The organism is Niastella sp. (genome assembly GCF_045805085.1).
Lineage (GTDB): Bacteria > Bacteroidota > Bacteroidia > Chitinophagales > Chitinophagaceae > Niastella.
Genome location: NZ_JBJMLX010000435.1, coordinates 1 through 16,268, shown reverse-complemented (window position 1 = coordinate 16,268; position 16,268 = coordinate 1). Strand labels below are relative to the sequence as shown.

Genomic DNA, 16,268 nt, shown 5'->3' with positions numbered 1-16,268 from the left:
TGGCTGATATAACCAGTGTAAACTATGTGTTCCATGTATGTGCCTTTTTGCCTTTGTTGGGTATTATTACCGGTTTTCTGCCCAATATTGAACAACCGAAAAAAGTATAAAACACCAGTGAAGTAGGAAGTAAGAAGCAGAAAGTACGAAGCTCGTAAATTTCCTATTTCCTACTTCTTACTTCATAAAGTTTAAATCAAAGGGGGACTTTTATTTTTGAGGCAGCTTCTTTTTGTTTATCCCATACTTTTCTTAAAAGCATTAATAATATAGTTATTGTCCTGGTACAACAGGGTTTCATTTACTGATAGAAAACCTTCGTTTTTTTCGTTCACGCGTCCAATGCGAATATTATAGTTGGTATTTAATGCGTCTCTTAGTTTGGTGATCTCTATTTTAGGGGATAATGCAAAACTGTACATGTTGGTGCCACCAGGCAGGGCTTTAATAGTGATGCCGGGAATTTTATTTAACGCATCAAATAACTCATTGGCTTTTTGTACGGTATTTTTCATGCGGGTTTCAAAACCTTCAAGCCGGTGAAGGGCCATGGCGGCATTGGTCCAGTTACCATACATGTTACCGCCATGCACTTTTATGAGGTGCGGCATTTTATCAATCACAGCTTTATCGCCGCAAAGCACGGCCCCGCCTGCAGCGCCAAAATATTTGTATAATGAAATATAAATGGTATCAAACAACGAGGCGTATTCTTTTACGGAAATGCCCGACCAGGCAGCGGCCAGATAGATCCGGGCCCCATCGAGGTGCAGTTTTATATTGTTGGCGCGGCAGTACGTGCTGATCTTTCTTAATTCTTCAACAGGCACCATGCGTCCATTGCTTCTGCGGACTGGGTTTTCTATCGATACGGCGCCCACGCCCGTTTTAAACACTTCTTCCGCGGGAATGGCTTCCACCGCTGCCTGTAGTTGTTGCGCGGTGAAAAATGGTTCATCCTTAGCCAGTGGCATCAGTCTTTTTTGATAAACAGTTTGTGCCGCATCAGCTTCATCCCGGTAAACATGACTGGTATCCTGTACAAACACCTTGCTGTTTTCACCGCTCAGTACGGCAATAGCCAGCTGGTTGGCCATAGTGCCACTGGGCATAAACACCGCTTTTTCCTTTCCGGTTATTTCAACAAACTTTTTTTCGAGTGCTTCTACCGATCCGCCGGCGCCATAGGAATCCCGAACAATGGTTGCCTGTTGCAAGATGTTCAGGTAATCCGCTGGTTCAAACATTTCTCCGTCGCCAAGGAACTTAACAGCCTGGGTAGCCGTGGGTGATCGTTTGTGACCGGTACCCATTGCCAAAACGGGATTGGCAACTAACAGGGGCAGAGTAGCCAGACCGGAATTTTTCAGGAAATCTCTTCTGTTTACTGGGGCCATATAAAAGCGTTTGGTTTTTCGGAAGTTAATAAAAATATTATGAGTTAGTACCGGCCTTGCCCATCCGTTTATATATCTTAAAATTGAATACTATTTTAACGAACCTTAAAAAACCATAGCGTGGCATAATTTTTTTCATAATAAGTAAAGCTTGATTATGGAAGACAATAAAAAGAAAGACCTCAACAAGCAGGCGGAGGAAAAGAAGGACAACCCGGTTTCACAACCTGATCCTGAAACCCTTCACAAAACTGATCCCCAGGAAAATATGAAAGGACCACTTAGTTCCCTGCTGAATAAAGAAAGGAAAAATATAGAAGAAAAAGGGGAAGAGTATGTTGATGGGGAAGGAGACGACAATAAATAATAAAAGATGAATACGGGCCGCATCCTGAATAAGGTGCGGCCTTTTTTATTTAGCCTCCGGCTCTTTTTTAGTTTCTTTTACCGTAGTATTATTATCCTTGTCTGTTTCTATTTCAACTTTCTTTAACGATACCGCGTAATCATTGGGTTGAAGGGATGAACCTTTATGTGCACTCCAGGCCAGGGCAAACTCAGCGCCCAGGTATAAAATGATCGCAGAATAATACACCCATAATAACAAGATCACCAACGAGCCTGCTGCTCCATAGGTAGTGCCGATGTTGCTTTTGCCAATGTAAAAGGAGATCCCGAATTTACCGATCATAAACAATACGCTGGAGGCGATAGCGCCCGGCAGTACATCTTTCCATTTTGTTTTGGCGTCGGGCAGCACTTTAAAGATCAGCAGGAACAAAACAGTGATCACTGAAAATGAGATCACCAGGTTCAAAATATAAAATACAATAACCGTTACATCAGGGAAGTGGCTTTTCAACCGGTTGCTCAGGCCTTCCACAATAGTGGTCACCGCAAGCGACACCAATAATAAGAAGCCCAGGCTGATAACAATAGAAAAAGAGAGGAACCGGGTCCTTACAAACTGCCAGATGCCTTTTTGCGGCTTTGCCTTAAAACCCCAGATGGTGTTGATGGAATCCTGTATTTCAGCAAAGACCGCCGTTGCGCTGAACAACAGTGTTACTATACCTATTACAGCCGCTGATGTTCCCTTCCCGCTTAAGGAAGCGTTCTTAATGATTGTTTGCAGTTGAAGTGCCGCATCAGGGCCAACAAACTGTTTCATCTGGTTATAGATCTTTCCCTGAACGGCTTCCTGTCCTAAAAAGATGCTGCACAGAAAAATAATCACAACCAGTAACGGCCCAAAAGAAAAAACGGTGGTATAGGCAAGGGAGGCACTCAATTTGAGGATCTTGTCACCCATAAAATTTTTAAAGGACTGTACCAGTACCTGTCCTATGGTCTTTATTTTCTTCATCGGTTCAAGCCATAGATAATACAGCCTAAAAAATTATACCATGGCCTTTTACAAAAGATATCCCCAGTTTAACAGCTTTTTAATTTTTTTACCCGGTCAAGGAAACCCGCAGGCATCCTTCCGCGTATCCTTATTCAGTTTACCTGAGTGTAATGGTTGCAGAGCGCTCTGCGACCCCTGTTCCTTTAATAATCAAAGAAAAAATCCTATTATGAAACGTTCCCTTCTTCTATGTGTAGGGGGTGGCCTTTTATTGCTAACTGCCGCCTGTACTCATGATCATGATGAACTGCCTGCTGTGACTAATAATGTACAACTTAAACAAAACAATCAGTTGGGTAGCATCCTTACTGATGTCAATGGAAAAACACTGTATTTCTTTTCAAATGATGCCAATGGGCAATCAGCCTGCAGTGGCGGTTGTGTCACCGCATGGCCTGTATTTTATGTAGACGCACCTAATTTGCCTGCCGGTTTGGCCAGTGCTGATTTTGGCAGCATTACCCGCGCAGACGGCAAACCTCAAACAACCTATAAGGGCTGGCCCTTGTATTACTATGCCAAAGATTCAGTGGCAGGAGATGTAAAAGGGGAAGCCGTTGGTGGCAAATGGTTTACCGCCAAACCTGATTATTCAGTAATGCTGGCTTATACCCAATTAATAGGGAACGATGGGAAGCATTATACCAGCAAGTACGTGGAAGGCGATGAAAGCACTCCTTACCTTACGGATGCGTATGGCCACACGCTGTATGCTTTTAAAAATGACCGGTTCAACGTCAATAAATACACCAAGTCAGATTTCAGCAACAACGCAACCTGGCCGATAGATTCGTTGGGCGCTGTGCAGGGAGTACCTTCGCTGTATAATTCGGCTGACTTTAATAAGATCAATGTGTTCGGTAAAAACCAGCTCACCTACAGAGGCTGGCCCTTATATTATTTTGGACCCGATTCATCAAAACGCGGTAATACGAAAGGCGTGAGTGTGCCAACGCCTGGCGTATGGCCGATAGTGAATCAGACAACAACATCGGCAGTTCCTTAATGCCTGTAGTGATTAAGTAAAAATAGAAGCCCCGGCATTTATTACCGGGGCTTCTTTATAGGTAGTTCAGTCGTGAAACGTCAAACGTGAAAGGGCTCGCGAAATTCCAACCTTTCTTTCTCCCTCCTGGTCAACTGATCAACTGGTCAACTCAAATCTCAAACCTATCCAGATTCATCACTTTATTCCACGCCGCCACAAAGTCCTTTACAAATTTCTCTTTCGCATCTGCTGCTCCATATACTTCGGCTATGGCTCTCAGTTCTGAGTTAGAACCAAGTACCAGGTCGGCGCGGGTAGCTAACCATTTTACTTTGCCGGTTGTACGGTCGGTACCTTCATACAGTTCCCTGTCTTCAGAAGCCGCCTTCCACGCTGTGTTCATGTCGAGCAGGTTTACAAAGAAATCGTTGGTGAGCTTGCCGGGATGTACCGTGAATACGCCATTTTTTGAACCATCGAAGTTAGTATCCAGTACGCGCATGCCACCAACCAGTACGGTAAGCTCAGGTGCGGTTAGGGTAAGTAAATGCGCTTTATCTATCAGCAATGCTTCGGTCAACACATGCGATCTTGTTTTGCGGTAATTACGGAAACCATCGGCTTGCGGTTCCAGGTAGCCTACAGATTCCACATCTGTTTGTTCCTGCGTAGCATCCATACGACCAGGCGTAAACGGAACGGTTACGTCATAGCCGGCATCTTTAGCTGCTTTTTTTATCCCGGCACAACCAGCGAGTACGATCAAATCGGCCAGTGACACTTTTTTACCACCGGTTTGCGCGCCATTGAATTCCTGTTGGAGCGCTTCCAGTTTGCTCAATACTTTTTGTAATTGCGGTGGATTGTTCACCACCCAGAATTTTTGCGGGGCCAGGCGAATACGGGCGCCGTTTGCGCCACCGCGTTTATCGGTTCCGCGATAAGTAGAAGCCGAAGCCCAGGCAGTGGAAACCAGTTCTGAAACCGACAATCCTGATGCCAGTACTTTTTCTTTCAGGGCGGCTACATCCTTATCATCGATCAATGGATGGTTCACTGCAGGGATAGGATCCTGCCAAAGCAATTCTTCCTTCGGTACATCAGCACCCAGGTAACGGGCACGCGGACCCATATCGCGGTGCGTTAATTTAAACCAGGCGCGTGCAAATGCGTCGGCAAATGCGTCGGGGTTTTCCAAAAAGTGCCGGGAGATCTTTTCATATATCGGGTCGAACCGTAAAGACAGATCAGTGGTAAGCATCGTAGGCAAATGCTTTTTGGCGCCATCATACGCATCGGGGATAATGCTGTCTGCATTTTTAGCCACCCACTGGTGGGCGCCGCCGGGGCTTTTGGTCAACTCCCATTCAAACCCAAACAGGTTCTCAAAGAAGTTGTTGCTCCATTTGGTAGGCGTTTTTGTCCAGATAACTTCCAAACCGCTGGTAATGGTATCAGCGCCTTTACCGGATCTATAACTGTTGCTCCAGCCAAGGCCCTGCATTTCCAGGTCAACAGCTTCAGGTTCTTTACCAACATGGGTAGCGGGCGCCGCACCATGGGTTTTACCAAAACTGTGTCCACCCGCAATAAGGGCAACAGTTTCCTCATCATTCATCGCCATACGGCCAAACGTATCACGAATATCTTTTGCGGCAGCAATCGGGTCTGGATTTCCGTCCGGACCTTCGGGATTAACATAGATCAAACCCATTTGCACCGCAGCCAGCGGTTTTTCGAGGTTGCGGCTGTGTACATCGCCATCAGCAGGTTCGTCGGACGATAAAACGCCATGTCCCTCCACTACACCAGGCGAACCATGCGCATAACGGATGTCGCCACCCAGCCAGGTGTTCTCAGCACCCCAATACACATCTTCATCCGGTTCCCACACATCGGGGCGTCCGCCCGCAAAGCCAAACGTTTTAAAACCCATCGATTCCAGGGCAATATTGCCGGTAAGGATCAACAGATCGGCCCAGGAGATCTTGTTTCCATATTTCTGTTTAATAGGCCACAGCAGTCTGCGTGCTTTATCAAGACTCACGTTGTCGGGCCAGCTGTTCAGGGGCGCAAAACGTTGCTGGCCTGAACCGGCGCCACCGCGGCCATCAAATACCCGGTAAGTACCGGCACTGTGCCAGGCCATGCGAATGAACAGGGGACCATAATGCCCGAAATCCGCAGGCCACCAGCTTTGTGAGTCGGTCATCAGGGCATGCAGGTCTTTTTTTACTGCTTCCAGGTCAAGACTTTTAAAAGCTTCCCCATAGTTAAAGTCTTCGCCCAGGGGATTCGATTTCTCTGAGTGCTGACGCAGGATGTTCAACTTTAACTGGTTGGGCCACCAGTCGCGATTGCGCGTACCGCCACCGCCAACATTCTGTTTTAGGCTGCCATTGTGAAAGGGGCATTTACTGATGTCATTTGAGTCTTTTTCCATTGTTATAAGTTTATTGAAAGAACAATTGCTTTGTTGGGTAGGGGTGCTAAAATTAGGACTTTGAGGAAATAAGCGAAATCAATTAATTCTATAAATTGATAGGTAAAACCTATATTGGCAGAAGGGGACAAAATGTTATTTTAATTATGTGTTTTATGCCAATTTGACTTTTGTCAATGCGCCTGTTAGGTACTTTATGAAAAGGTACAGTATTTGAAACAATTCAATTACAAAACAGCAGATTATAATGGAATATAAAGACTATTATAAAGTATTGGGAGTAAATAAAACTGCTTCACAAGACGAGATAAAAAAGGCTTACCGCAAGCTGGCTGTTAAGTATCACCCCGACAAAAATGCGGGGGATAAAAAAGCCGAGGAAAAATTCAAGGAAATAACCGAAGCCAACGAAGTGCTAAGCGATCCCGAAAAACGTAAAAAATACGATACACTGGGCGCCAACTGGAAACAGTATGAGCACGCAGATTTTAGTGGTGCGGGCGGCGGCGGTTATGGTGGCCAGCGGGGCGGACAAAACTATTATGAATATAACGGTAACGCCGAAGACCTTTTTGGTGGTGGAGGGTTTTCTGACTTCTTCAATTCCTTTTTTGGCGGCGGTGGAAGTGAAAGAAGCTATAGCGGCTTTCAACAGGAAATGCCGGGCCGGAATATTGAAGGCGAAGCAACTATAACATTGCAGGAAGCTTTTACCGGCACCGAACGCATTATTGACCTGGGCACCGAAAAGCTTAAGGTTAAAATAAAACCGGGCGCTTATGAAGGGCTGGTGTTGAAATCGAAGGGTAAGGGTATGAAGGGCCGTTCAGGCAAGGCCGGCGACCTGTTCATCACAGTGCATATACAACCGAACCACGTATTTAAAAGAACCGGTAACGATCTGCACATAGATGTACCCGTAGATGTGTTTACGCTGATGACGGGCGGCAAAGTGCCGGTTACAACTCTTTCAGGTGAAGTGACCATCACTATTCCCGAAGGATCGCAAAACGGTAAAAAGCTACGGTTGAAAGGAAAAGGAATGCCTGTTTATAATGAGCAGGGCGTTGGCGACCTGTATATAAAAGTGGAAGCCAAATTGCCCGATTCATTTACTGAAGAGCAAAAAGAGCTGATAAAAAAACTGCAGGATAGTTTTAAAAAACAAAAAAACTAGTGGTATGAAAGAGAATTTTCAAAGTGTATTGAACGAAGATAAACCGGTGCTGGTTGATTTTTTTGCCGAATGGTGTGGCCCCTGTAAAGTACAGGCGCCGGTGTTAAAAGAAGTAAAATCAGAGATCGGCGACAGCGCCCGCATCATCAAGATAGATGTAGATAAAATGCCCGCCATTGCGCAGGCTTACCAGATCAGTGGCGTGCCAACCCTGATATTATTCAGGAATGGCAGGCCCGTTTGGCGGCAATCAGGTGTTGCCAGCAAAAAACAGTTGGTTGATCTGATTAAACAACATGTGTAGTCAGGAGAACCCTAATAAAGGGAAATTATCAGGGTTTTACCAGCTCTACATTTAATGCAACCGGGCCCTTAGGACTATTTTGTACTTCAAAAGTAACCTTGTCATTCTCTTTTATTGCGATTGATAGCTCGTTCACGTGTACAAAAATTCGCTCTTTGGTGAGGCTGTCATTGATAAATCCGAACCCTTTGTGGTCGTTAAAAAAGCTTACCACTCCGGTTCTTTTTTCATTTGCTGGTCTTTCTTCCTGTTTGGGAATACTGATCTGCATTTCTTCCTGGCGGAATACTTTCTTTTTCCTTGGATCGGGCGGAACAGAGGTTAAATTACCATTTTCATCAAGGTATGCAATCATATCATCAAGGCTCTTGCCTTTTTCCTTGTTATTCTTGCGTTCCTGCATTTTCTCCAGCTTGTCCTGCTGTTTTTTCTGGCGTTTTTTTTCTCTTTCTTTCTTGTTAAATGTTTCTTGTGATTTTGACATATTTATTTTTTCGTGATTCCTGACTGAGCAGGATTTTTTGTTTCGTGCGTTTTAATTGTGCAGACTAATAGTTTAATAATCTACGGATTGTAATATCTGAGTAAAGCAATAAGTAAGGAAATAGACCTGGCTTTTACCGAATGAAGCCCAATACAATATGCGAAGCTCAAATGAATACTGGTAAAGGTACAAAAATTTATTGATTTTTCGAAGCCTTTACCTTTCTGCATTTATTGATTTGTTAAAACAATATGTATAGGGGAAATGCTTGATTTTTGCCGGGGAAATGAGTAATATATGAAGGGGCCATACAGCACCCTACTTCGCTATATCGATCTTCACCTTTTTGTTTTTGATCTTCTCCTCCTTGATCGTATGCAGGGTATGGCTGGCTTTTGATTTACGGATAGCTACAAAAGAAAAGAAATCCTTTACCTCAATTAACCCGATATCTTCTTTCTTCAGTTGTCCTTTGTTGGTGAAAAAGCCTACAATGTCTACTTTATTCACTTTGTCTTTTTTGCCAGCACCAATGAAGAACGTTGTCCATACGGGTTTTTGCGGCAACTCGGCATCTGGCGGTAAGTCAATGGTGGCAGGTTCGGGGGTAATATATTCAGGTAAATGTTCATGTGGCGCCAGCATTAAAATAGCGGTACCGCTGGCATCCATGCGGGCAGTGCGGCCGTTGCGATGTGTAAACGAATCCTGCGAAGTGGGGAGTTGAAAATGTACAATGTAACGGATGTTGGGAATATCCAGTCCGCGGGCAGCCAGGTCGGTGGTCACCAAAACATTGGAACTGCCATTGCGGAACTTGCATAAGGCCACGTCACGGTCGCGCTGTTCCATAGCCCCGTGGTAAAATACACTCACTATGCCTTTATCTTTCAAAAAGGCGTTTACCTGCTCTACAAATTCGCGTTGGTTACAAAAAACGATGGTAGAACGGTTGCCCAGGTGGCAGATCAGTTTGAATAACGTTTCGGATTTATCCCTACCGTCGCTCCATACCATTTGAACAGCCAGGGCGGCTGATTTCTCCCCGGTTAAAAAGTTTATTTTAACGGGGTTTTGCAAACCCACGAAATCCGGCACTTCTACCGCTTCGGTGGCTGAAGTCAGGATCCGTTTCTTCAGGGCAGGTAGCGAACTTATAATAAACGACATTTCTTCATCAAACCCCTGTTCCAGCGATTTATCAAACTCATCCAACACCAGGGTTTCAATATGGGTGGTAGTAATATTGCCGCGGCGGATATGATCGGCCAACCGGCCCGGTGTGCCTACAATAAGGGCCGGAGCCTGCAACAGGTTGTTTTCTTCTGTTTCCCGCTTATGACCGCCATAACAACAGGTGATCTTGAAACCAGTTCCCATTTTTTTAAATACCTGCTCAATTTGCAGGGCCAGTTCCCGCGAGGGCACTATGATCAAAGCCTGGGTTACAGGCCGTTTATCCAGTAATTGGGTTAGGGGTAACAGGAATGCCAGCGTTTTTCCAGAACCGGTATCGGCCAGCAAGATCACCGCATTGGAAGTTTTATTGGCTTCCAAAGATGCCTGCTGCATCTCATTCAACTCATCAATCTGTAAATTCGAAAGCGTGTTCTCAATAGAAAATATAGTTTCCGCCATTCGGCGAAAGTACGTCAATTTCAAGGGATTTGCGGGAGAAAGCTTACTACAGATTCAGCAATACCCCATTGCTCAAACTGAAATAAAACTTTTCAATAGGTACCACCGGGGCAGTGTCGTATAATCCGGTGAAGGAAACGGATAAAGCAACATGCCTGCCTGCCTTTACATTCCATTGGGCATGGGGCGCAATCCGGGGTTTAAAACGGTCGGGGCGGGTTTGCAGAAATACATTGAAGGTGATATCGTTGTTGCTATTAGGGTCCCAGGTAAAGCGGATATAAGAGTTGATTTTCGTAAAGTAGTTGGTGATGGGTGTAACATCGGTTGGTAATTTTGCAGAATCCACCCCCACATAGTCCCATTTCTCTTCTTCATACATCAATCCCAAACCGCAATTAAACTCAAAGCGTTGTCCTTTAGTGATATTATACCTGAGATTGGCGCCGGCCAGCGTCCGGTGTTCGATGCCGCGTTTATTATCCCATTGATATTGCAAAAAAGGCTCGGGTTGTAATTTGTTTTTATAGTTATGCCGGTAACGCAGGTGAACGAAACCGGCGTTTAGAATGTCATCGGGTCCATTATAGGTGAACCGGTAACTGGCTGCCAGTATAAACAATTCTTTGTACTGCTGCAACATGGCTTCTGCCGTATTGGTAGCATCGTACAGAACGGTTCTTTGCCGGTCTATTTCCAAACCGGTATTTAAATTAAGATCAAATTTAGCATGGTGCACATAATCCGTCGTATCGGTTTTGTCGATGTTGAGGATCTGCGCATGTACCAGGACGGGAAAAAGCATACCTGTTAATACAGGAAGTGTTTTTAGCTTCATAGAGGAAAAGAACTTTTGAGATATTGTAAAAGATCGTCGTTTTCCCAGCTGCCTGTATATTTTTCTCCATTGATAAAAAATGTGGGCGTGGCGCTTACGCCGCTGCGCATGCCACTGTAAAAATGGCTATCCACTTTTGTGGCCAGGTCTTCCCGCTCCATATCTACCGTAAACTGGTCCATTTGTAAACCAATGCCGGCGGCATATTCCAGCAAGGCTGTGTGATGCAGTCGTTTTTGATTTTCGTAAAGAATATCGTGCATCGTCCAGTATTTGTTTTGCAATCCGGCGGCTTCTGCTGCCAAAGCCGCCATCCGCGCCTGGGGATGAATTTTAGAAAGCGGGAAATTGCGGAATACAAATTTCACCTGCTGGCCCACCTGTTGCAGCAGGTCCTTTACAATCGGGTGCGCCCTGCCGCAATGGGGACATTGATAATCGCCATATTCAACCAGTTCAATAGGAGCGTTCATTGAACCAAAAAGATAATCTGTTTCGTTTACGGGAGTTCGTAAGGGCATTTTAAGCTTTTTTGGTTTTATCCATTTCCTCCAGGGCGTCCATAATGCCATCAGCGCCGGGGTTTACGCCCACGGGCGACAGATAATTCCAGGCAATGGTCCCTTTTTCATCGATTACGAACAGCGCTCTTTGGCATTCGCCGATTTCCTCATTGTACACGCCATAGGCCTTTGCAACGGCGCCTTTGGGTTCAAAATCTGCTAACAGCGGGAAATGTAATTTCCGGTCGGCCGAAAATGACATATGACACCATTTCCCATCTACTGAAATACCTATGACCTGCGCATTGGCTTTGTGAAAATATTCGAGCATTTCATTATACAACGCCATCTGGTCAGAGCATACCGGGCTCCAGTCGGCGGGATAAAAAGCGAGAATAACCCTTTTGCCCTGCAGGCTGCTTAATTTGATCTTTTGGTCGGGAGTAGCATATAATTCAAAATCGGGCGCTTGTGATTGGATAGGAAGCATATTAATGATTTGTACAAACTTACCGATTTAATGAAAAAAGTCAGCACGGCTGCCGCACTGACTTTCTATTATCTTTTTTAGGCATTTGTCAACTTTTCTATATCGAACTTTTTCATTTGCATATACACCTGTATCACTTTTTGTGCTTTGGCAGGATCGCTTAACAGTTTGGGAAGAACGGCAGGCACAATTTGCCAGCTTACCCCGAACTGGTCTTTTAACCAGCCGCACTGGCCTTCGCTGCCGCCGTTCGCGGTTAATTTTTCCCAGTAATAGTCGATCTCTTCCTGGGTTTCACAATCCACCACAAAGGACACGGCTTCATTGAATGTAAACTGCGGACCGGCATTCAGGCCCATGAATTTTTTGCCATTCAGTTCAAAGGTTACCACCATCTGGTTGTCGGCGGTGATCTTGGAATTTTTGAAAATTGCGCAATAGAAAGTAGCGGCGGCCTGAGCTTGTCCATCGAACCACAGGCAGGGATAAATTTGATTATTCATATTCTTGTTATTTGTGTTTTAATTGATAACACAAAATAACGGCGGAGCAGACCGCCAAAATAGAACAAACCCGACATTATTCCGACTGGCCAAATTTCAGGTACTCTTTGGGCGTAATGCCGGTAAATTCCTTAAAAGCGCGAATGTAATGGCTTTGGTCGGCATAGCCGTTGTTAAAGGCGATATCGCTGAGTTTGCTGAACTGGCGGCCGTTGAGTTGTTGAAAGGCGTTGTTGAACTGGGAAATACGTCTGAACAGGCTGGGGGCGATGCCGATGTTCTTTTCAAACATCCGTTGAAAGGTGCGTTCGGTAATATGCAATTCCTGTTGCACTTTTAACAGGGCATCTTTGGAGGCATTCTGCGCAATGGCCAGGGTGGCAAAGCGGATCAACTGGCAATCGGCTTTGGTTTTCGTGATCAGGCTGAATACGTATTCATCCAGCAGGGCAAGCATGGCTGTTGTGGATCCCGCATTCAACAGCTGTTCCTGCAGTTGCCTGGTCGTGGCCGCATCCAGCAGGTTCAGGTCGATGGGGCTATTGGTGAGTTCCTGGGCCGAAACGCCAAAAAGGTTAAATAACGCAAAGGGTTTAAAGAAATAAGCGATGAGCGTAAAGTTATCGCGAATAGTCAGTGTTTCGGGGAAAACGGTTTGTCCAAACAGTGTGAGGTTGTTGGTGTTATTCTGAATGGTTCCTTTGGCGGTTTGAAATAAAAGGGTAGGCGACCCATTGGCATACAAGGGTAAGGTAAATGGATTGGTGACCAGCACTTCCTCGATAACCAGGATCCTGTCTACATAGTTGCTGATCTTTTCGCAAGGCAATGGTTGGCTTACTTTCATTGTTTCGGTATTGACCAGGAATGGTCAAAGATAATGGAAACTGGCCAGAAGCATTTCTTTCACCGAGTATCTTGAGCCATCATAATCAAAACCTAACGATCTCTATAAACGGGTAATAAACGCTATCGTTATTCGTAGCGTCGTTTGTCTAATCCATCTCCCAATTCGCCTACTTCACGGTTTTTTGCTTTTACCGCCCTGTCTGGCGGCCCATCTTTGTGTCATCAATAAACACAAAACCAACAAACATGAAATCAAGATCAACAAAAGCAATCTACTGGGCAGGCGTAATTTTAACTTCTTTATGGTTTGGAACCAGCGGCGTATGTGAATTGACAAAAAATCCGCTCGTATGGGACATTACCTTACAACTGGGCTATCCTGCACATTTCATTTACATTTTAGGTGTTGCCAAAATATCTGGTGTGCTGGTGCTGTTAACGCCAAACAAATTACTTAAATTAAAAGAATGGGTTTTTGCCGGCATCTTCTTCGATATCACTTTTGCCTTCTTTTCGAAATTAAGTGTGCTGGGCTTTGCAGCAACCGTTGATGCCATCATTGCCTTTGCAATGGTTTCATTAACTTATGTCATGTTCCGGAAATTATACCCCCAAGCAACTGTTACGGTGGCCGCCCACTAAATTATTAAAACTATAAATCATTATAATAGCATGAAACCTTCAAACATCATTCGTGGCCGTTTTTTAATGGCAGCTGTATTTAGTCTTATGGCTAATTTTTTACAGGCGCAAAATAACTTCGACATGATAAAACAAATAAAAGCAGGCGTGCTCGATATTGGCTATGCCGAAGCAGGAGCGCCCAGTGGACAACCGGTTATTTTGTTGCATGGCTGGCCCTACGACATCTATAGTTATAAAGAGGTATCGGCTTTATTAGCGGCTAAAGGATACCATGTGTATGTTCCTTATCTGCGTGGTTATGGCACCACCCGTTTTCTCGATGCGGCCACGCCACGTAACGGACAACAGGCCGCCCTGGCGACAGATGTGATCGCCTTTATGGATGCCTTGAAAATTGACAAAGCCATCATTGGCGGGTTCGATTGGGGCGCGCGTACTGCCGATATTGTGGCCGCTCTTTGGCCGGAACGTACAAAAGCCCTGGTGTCGGTGAGTGGTTATTTGATCGGCAGTCAGCAGGCCAATAAGGCGCCCTTGTCGCCCAAAGCGGAATTGTCGTGGTGGTACCAGTATTACTTTGCCACCGAACGCGGCGAAAAAGGATATGAAGCCAACCGCCGTGATTTTGCCAAACTGATCTGGCAAACCGCTTCCCCCGACTGGCACTTTACCGATGCGGTTTTTGCGCAATCAGCTGTCGCGTTTGACAATCCCGATCATGTGGCCATTACCATTCATAATTATCGCTGGCGGCTGGGATTGGCTCAGGGTGAAGCCAAATACGACGACCTGGAGAAACAACTCGCTGCATTCCCGGTTATTACCGTGCCAACAGTTACCCTTGAAGGAGATGCCAATGGTGCGCCTCATCCAGACCCAGCCAACTATGCGGCTAAATTCAAAGGCAAATATGCACACCACAATATAACAGGCGGTATTGGTCATAACCTGCCGCAGGAAGCACCAAAAGCTTTTTCAGATGCGATAGTTGAGGCGGATGGGTTTACTAAGTAAATTCAGGGTCACCTGAGAATTAAAGAGACTGTTGGTCTTCAGCCCCATCCGCCAACTGGTGGATAGGGCTTTTTGCTATTCGTAATTAAAAAACAATGGTCAGGTAGGGACGTTTGTTAACATCGGGATAAGCGCTGTGACAAAATATTCTCGAATTATAGTAATTTTCATTTTGCAACTGCATCATAATACCATAATTGCCGTTGATGTAAATGTCCCTTATGATTTGTGTAACGTCAATATGTATCAGGTCCAGGAATTGCGCATTGGTATGCGGAATGAGTACCTGTCCTGCAGTAGTGGTAGGCGGTTGGTTAAACCAGGTAGTAGAGTCAGTTTTCCATGACCAGGGACTTGTTACCCGCCGGATATAAAACGCATTGTTTGTTCCATAATTGGCGTGAACGCGGTCTCCGTTTCCGGGAGCCGGATGTGAGAAAAGTGTAAGGTACGCGCTTGTTGGTGGTGTTGAACTGCCACAGCAAGGGAGCGCGGAAAACCGCATTAAAGGCCTCAGCACAGTAGGATCACCTGAAACAGTCCAGGCGAGACAATCTAACTCCTGTGCAGGGTTGGCAGACCAGTTAGTGTTTCTATTCAAAACACCAACGTTTAATTCAATATTGGCCGCTGTTTCTGTGGTCGGCTCTGCCCGTAATACGATTGTTTTGTGTGCTGCTTTTTCGGCGGGTGGTGCTGATTTTACATCTTTTTTGCAGCTTATAATGATCAACGGGAGCGTAATAGCCAGTATTACCGGCATGTTAAGAATGGGATAAGATTTCATAAACGAAAATTTAGTTTCAAATACAGATATAATATGGGCAACAATTTAAACAGGTTTTTTCTATACTGTTTAAATACATCTAACGAATTAGTAAGCGCGCAGTTTAGGCTATAAGCGCGTTGTTTTGACCGATAACGTTGTAGTTTGAAATTATAATGAAAGTTGATGTGAGTGAAAGCGCTATTTGCCTTTATTGATCCGCTTCTCCCGGATCTGCTTCAGCGTTGTATTAAAAGTAGAATCCTCCTCCTGCGTTTTTGAAAGGCCAAGCCGTTGCGACAAATAAATACCGGTATGACCGCTGAAATAATAGGCAGTAAAACAGGCAATGGCATAATATAAAATATAATCGCCGCCAAAGAGTTCAACCCCCATAATGGTACAGGCAATGGGCGTATTGGTAGCGCCCGCAAACACTGCAATAAAACCCAACCCGGCCATCAGATCGATAGGCGCACCGGTCAACACGGCAATGGTATTACCTAATGTAGCGCCGATAAAGAACAGCGGTGTTACTTCTCCGCCTTTAAAACCCATCCCAAGGGTGATAGCCGTGAACAGGATCTTCCAAAACCAGCTAAACCAGGTGGCGCCACCGGGCGTGAATGCGGATACAATAGAAACGCCATGGGGATCGGGATTGGTAACGCCCAACCCGAGATAATTCCTGGTGCCCAAGGCGAATGTTAGACCGATAATAATGATTCCACCTATTACCGGGATCAGCCATATGATCTTTATAAAGCGATTGCTGTAGTTTTTGATCGTATGGGATAATTCAGAAAAGAAATAACCTGCCA

Annotated in this window: 18 protein-coding genes; 6 read left to right on the top strand and 12 right to left on the bottom strand. The window is 45.1% G+C overall.

The features are described from left to right. Nucleotides 1-236: 236 nt before the first annotated feature. The gene (locus tag ACJ751_RS22970; protein WP_407747873.1) at nt 237-1,397 is read right to left on the bottom strand and encodes a threonine aldolase family protein; all 1,161 of its coding nucleotides are present in this window, start codon (nt 1,395-1,397) and stop codon (nt 237-239) included. A 157-nt stretch (nt 1,398-1,554) separates the two neighbouring features. On the opposite strand from ACJ751_RS22970, the gene ACJ751_RS22965 reads away from it, so the two are divergent. After that, entirely contained in the window at nt 1,555-1,764 is a 210-nt protein-coding gene (locus ACJ751_RS22965; RefSeq protein WP_407747872.1) for a hypothetical protein, read from the top strand. 45 nt (nt 1,765-1,809) lie between these two features. Here ACJ751_RS22965 and ACJ751_RS22960 read toward each other — a convergent pair whose 3' ends face one another. Next, nucleotides 1,810-2,763 (bottom strand): YihY/virulence factor BrkB family protein, encoded by a 954-nt coding sequence (locus ACJ751_RS22960; RefSeq protein WP_407747871.1) that lies wholly within the window; start codon nt 2,761-2,763, stop codon nt 1,810-1,812. Nucleotides 2,764-2,974: 211 nt separating this feature from the next. On the opposite strand from ACJ751_RS22960, the gene ACJ751_RS22955 reads away from it, so the two are divergent. Beyond that, complete coding sequence (locus ACJ751_RS22955) at nt 2,975-3,811, top strand: hypothetical protein (RefSeq protein WP_407747870.1); 837 nt, start codon at nt 2,975-2,977, stop codon at nt 3,809-3,811. 151 nt (nt 3,812-3,962) lie between these two features. Here ACJ751_RS22955 and katG read toward each other — a convergent pair whose 3' ends face one another. Further along, a complete protein-coding gene (gene katG / locus ACJ751_RS22950) occupies nt 3,963-6,236 on the bottom strand; it encodes a catalase/peroxidase HPI (RefSeq protein WP_407747869.1) in 2,274 nt (757 codons plus the stop codon). 247 nt (nt 6,237-6,483) lie between these two features. Here katG and ACJ751_RS22945 point away from each other — a divergent pair, with 247 nt between their 5' ends. Further along, nucleotides 6,484-7,413: a DnaJ C-terminal domain-containing protein gene (locus tag ACJ751_RS22945; protein WP_407747868.1), complete on the top strand. Its 930-nt coding sequence runs from the start codon at nt 6,484-6,486 to the stop codon at nt 7,411-7,413. Between the two features lie 4 nt (nt 7,414-7,417). Beyond that, nucleotides 7,418-7,717, top strand: a complete 300-nt coding sequence (gene trxA / locus ACJ751_RS22940) for a thioredoxin (protein ID WP_407747867.1) — start codon at nt 7,418-7,420, stop codon at nt 7,715-7,717. Nucleotides 7,718-7,745: 28 nt separating this feature from the next. On the opposite strand, the gene ACJ751_RS22935 is transcribed toward trxA, so the two are convergent. From ACJ751_RS22935 to ACJ751_RS22905, 7 genes are all read right to left on the bottom strand, one after another. Beyond that, nucleotides 7,746-8,201 (bottom strand): cold-shock protein, encoded by a 456-nt coding sequence (locus ACJ751_RS22935; RefSeq protein ID WP_407747866.1) that lies wholly within the window; start codon nt 8,199-8,201, stop codon nt 7,746-7,748. A 318-nt stretch (nt 8,202-8,519) separates the two neighbouring features. Continuing rightward, entirely contained in the window at nt 8,520-9,839 is a 1,320-nt protein-coding gene (locus ACJ751_RS22930) for a DEAD/DEAH box helicase (protein ID WP_407747865.1), read from the bottom strand. A gap of 46 nt (nt 9,840-9,885) precedes the next feature. Further along, nucleotides 9,886-10,677, bottom strand: a complete 792-nt coding sequence (locus ACJ751_RS22925) for a DUF481 domain-containing protein (protein ID WP_407747864.1) — start codon at nt 10,675-10,677, stop codon at nt 9,886-9,888. Beyond that, complete coding sequence (locus tag ACJ751_RS22920; protein WP_407747863.1) at nt 10,674-11,198, bottom strand: DsbA family protein; 525 nt, start codon at nt 11,196-11,198, stop codon at nt 10,674-10,676. Before ACJ751_RS22920 ends, ACJ751_RS22925 begins: the two co-directional genes overlap by 4 nt. Before the next feature lies 1 nt (nt 11,199). After that, on the bottom strand, nt 11,200-11,670 hold the full coding sequence (locus ACJ751_RS22915; RefSeq protein ID WP_407747862.1) for a redoxin domain-containing protein: 471 nt from the start codon (nt 11,668-11,670) through the stop codon (nt 11,200-11,202). A gap of 77 nt (nt 11,671-11,747) precedes the next feature. Continuing rightward, nucleotides 11,748-12,173 carry a VOC family protein gene (locus tag ACJ751_RS22910; RefSeq protein ID WP_407747861.1) on the bottom strand — a complete coding sequence of 142 codons (426 nt, stop codon included), beginning with the start codon at nt 12,171-12,173 and terminating at the stop codon, nt 11,748-11,750. A 76-nt stretch (nt 12,174-12,249) separates the two neighbouring features. After that, a complete protein-coding gene (locus ACJ751_RS22905) occupies nt 12,250-13,020 on the bottom strand; it encodes a helix-turn-helix domain-containing protein (RefSeq protein ID WP_407747860.1) in 771 nt (256 codons plus the stop codon). A gap of 248 nt (nt 13,021-13,268) precedes the next feature. Here ACJ751_RS22905 and ACJ751_RS22900 point away from each other — a divergent pair, with 248 nt between their 5' ends. Together ACJ751_RS22900 and ACJ751_RS22895 are read left to right on the top strand one after the other, a co-directional pair. Continuing rightward, on the top strand, nt 13,269-13,664 hold the full coding sequence (locus ACJ751_RS22900) for a DoxX family protein (protein ID WP_407747859.1): 396 nt from the start codon (nt 13,269-13,271) through the stop codon (nt 13,662-13,664). Between the two features lie 30 nt (nt 13,665-13,694). After that, entirely contained in the window at nt 13,695-14,681 is a 987-nt protein-coding gene (locus ACJ751_RS22895) for an alpha/beta fold hydrolase (RefSeq protein WP_407747858.1), read from the top strand. 85 nt (nt 14,682-14,766) lie between these two features. Here the strand turns inward: ACJ751_RS22895 and ACJ751_RS22890 are convergent, their stop codons facing one another. Both ACJ751_RS22890 and ACJ751_RS22885 read right to left on the bottom strand, forming a co-directional pair. After that, nucleotides 14,767-15,468 (bottom strand): DNRLRE domain-containing protein, encoded by a 702-nt coding sequence (locus ACJ751_RS22890; RefSeq protein ID WP_407747857.1) that lies wholly within the window; start codon nt 15,466-15,468, stop codon nt 14,767-14,769. Between the two features lie 180 nt (nt 15,469-15,648). Then, a partial coding sequence (locus ACJ751_RS22885; protein WP_407747856.1) for a chloride channel protein occupies nt 15,649-16,268 on the bottom strand: 620 nt, incomplete at its 5' end.

Coding starts and splice junctions, on each gene's coding strand:
- ACJ751_RS22890 (WP_407747857.1), bottom strand. CDS start 15,468: ATGAAATCTTATCCCATTCTTAACATGCCGGTAATACTGGCTATTACG.
- ACJ751_RS22910 (WP_407747861.1), bottom strand. CDS start 12,173: ATGAATAATCAAATTTATCCCTGCCTGTGGTTCGATGGACAAGCTCAG.
- ACJ751_RS22925 (WP_407747864.1), bottom strand. CDS start 10,677: ATGAAGCTAAAAACACTTCCTGTATTAACAGGTATGCTTTTTCCCGTC.
- ACJ751_RS22915 (WP_407747862.1), bottom strand. CDS start 11,670: ATGCTTCCTATCCAATCACAAGCGCCCGATTTTGAATTATATGCTACT.
- ACJ751_RS22935 (WP_407747866.1), bottom strand. CDS start 8,201: ATGTCAAAATCACAAGAAACATTTAACAAGAAAGAAAGAGAAAAAAAA.
- ACJ751_RS22895 (WP_407747858.1), top strand. CDS start 13,695: ATGAAACCTTCAAACATCATTCGTGGCCGTTTTTTAATGGCAGCTGTA.
- ACJ751_RS22905 (WP_407747860.1), bottom strand. CDS start 13,020: ATGAAAGTAAGCCAACCATTGCCTTGCGAAAAGATCAGCAACTATGTA.
- ACJ751_RS22955 (WP_407747870.1), top strand. CDS start 2,975: ATGAAACGTTCCCTTCTTCTATGTGTAGGGGGTGGCCTTTTATTGCTA.
- trxA (WP_407747867.1), top strand. CDS start 7,418: ATGAAAGAGAATTTTCAAAGTGTATTGAACGAAGATAAACCGGTGCTG.
- ACJ751_RS22970 (WP_407747873.1), bottom strand. CDS start 1,397: ATGGCCCCAGTAAACAGAAGAGATTTCCTGAAAAATTCCGGTCTGGCT.
- ACJ751_RS22965 (WP_407747872.1), top strand. CDS start 1,555: ATGGAAGACAATAAAAAGAAAGACCTCAACAAGCAGGCGGAGGAAAAG.
- ACJ751_RS22945 (WP_407747868.1), top strand. CDS start 6,484: ATGGAATATAAAGACTATTATAAAGTATTGGGAGTAAATAAAACTGCT.
- ACJ751_RS22960 (WP_407747871.1), bottom strand. CDS start 2,763: ATGAAGAAAATAAAGACCATAGGACAGGTACTGGTACAGTCCTTTAAA.
- ACJ751_RS22920 (WP_407747863.1), bottom strand. CDS start 11,198: ATGCCCTTACGAACTCCCGTAAACGAAACAGATTATCTTTTTGGTTCA.
- katG (WP_407747869.1), bottom strand. CDS start 6,236: ATGGAAAAAGACTCAAATGACATCAGTAAATGCCCCTTTCACAATGGC.
- ACJ751_RS22930 (WP_407747865.1), bottom strand. CDS start 9,839: ATGGCGGAAACTATATTTTCTATTGAGAACACGCTTTCGAATTTACAG.
- ACJ751_RS22900 (WP_407747859.1), top strand. CDS start 13,269: ATGAAATCAAGATCAACAAAAGCAATCTACTGGGCAGGCGTAATTTTA.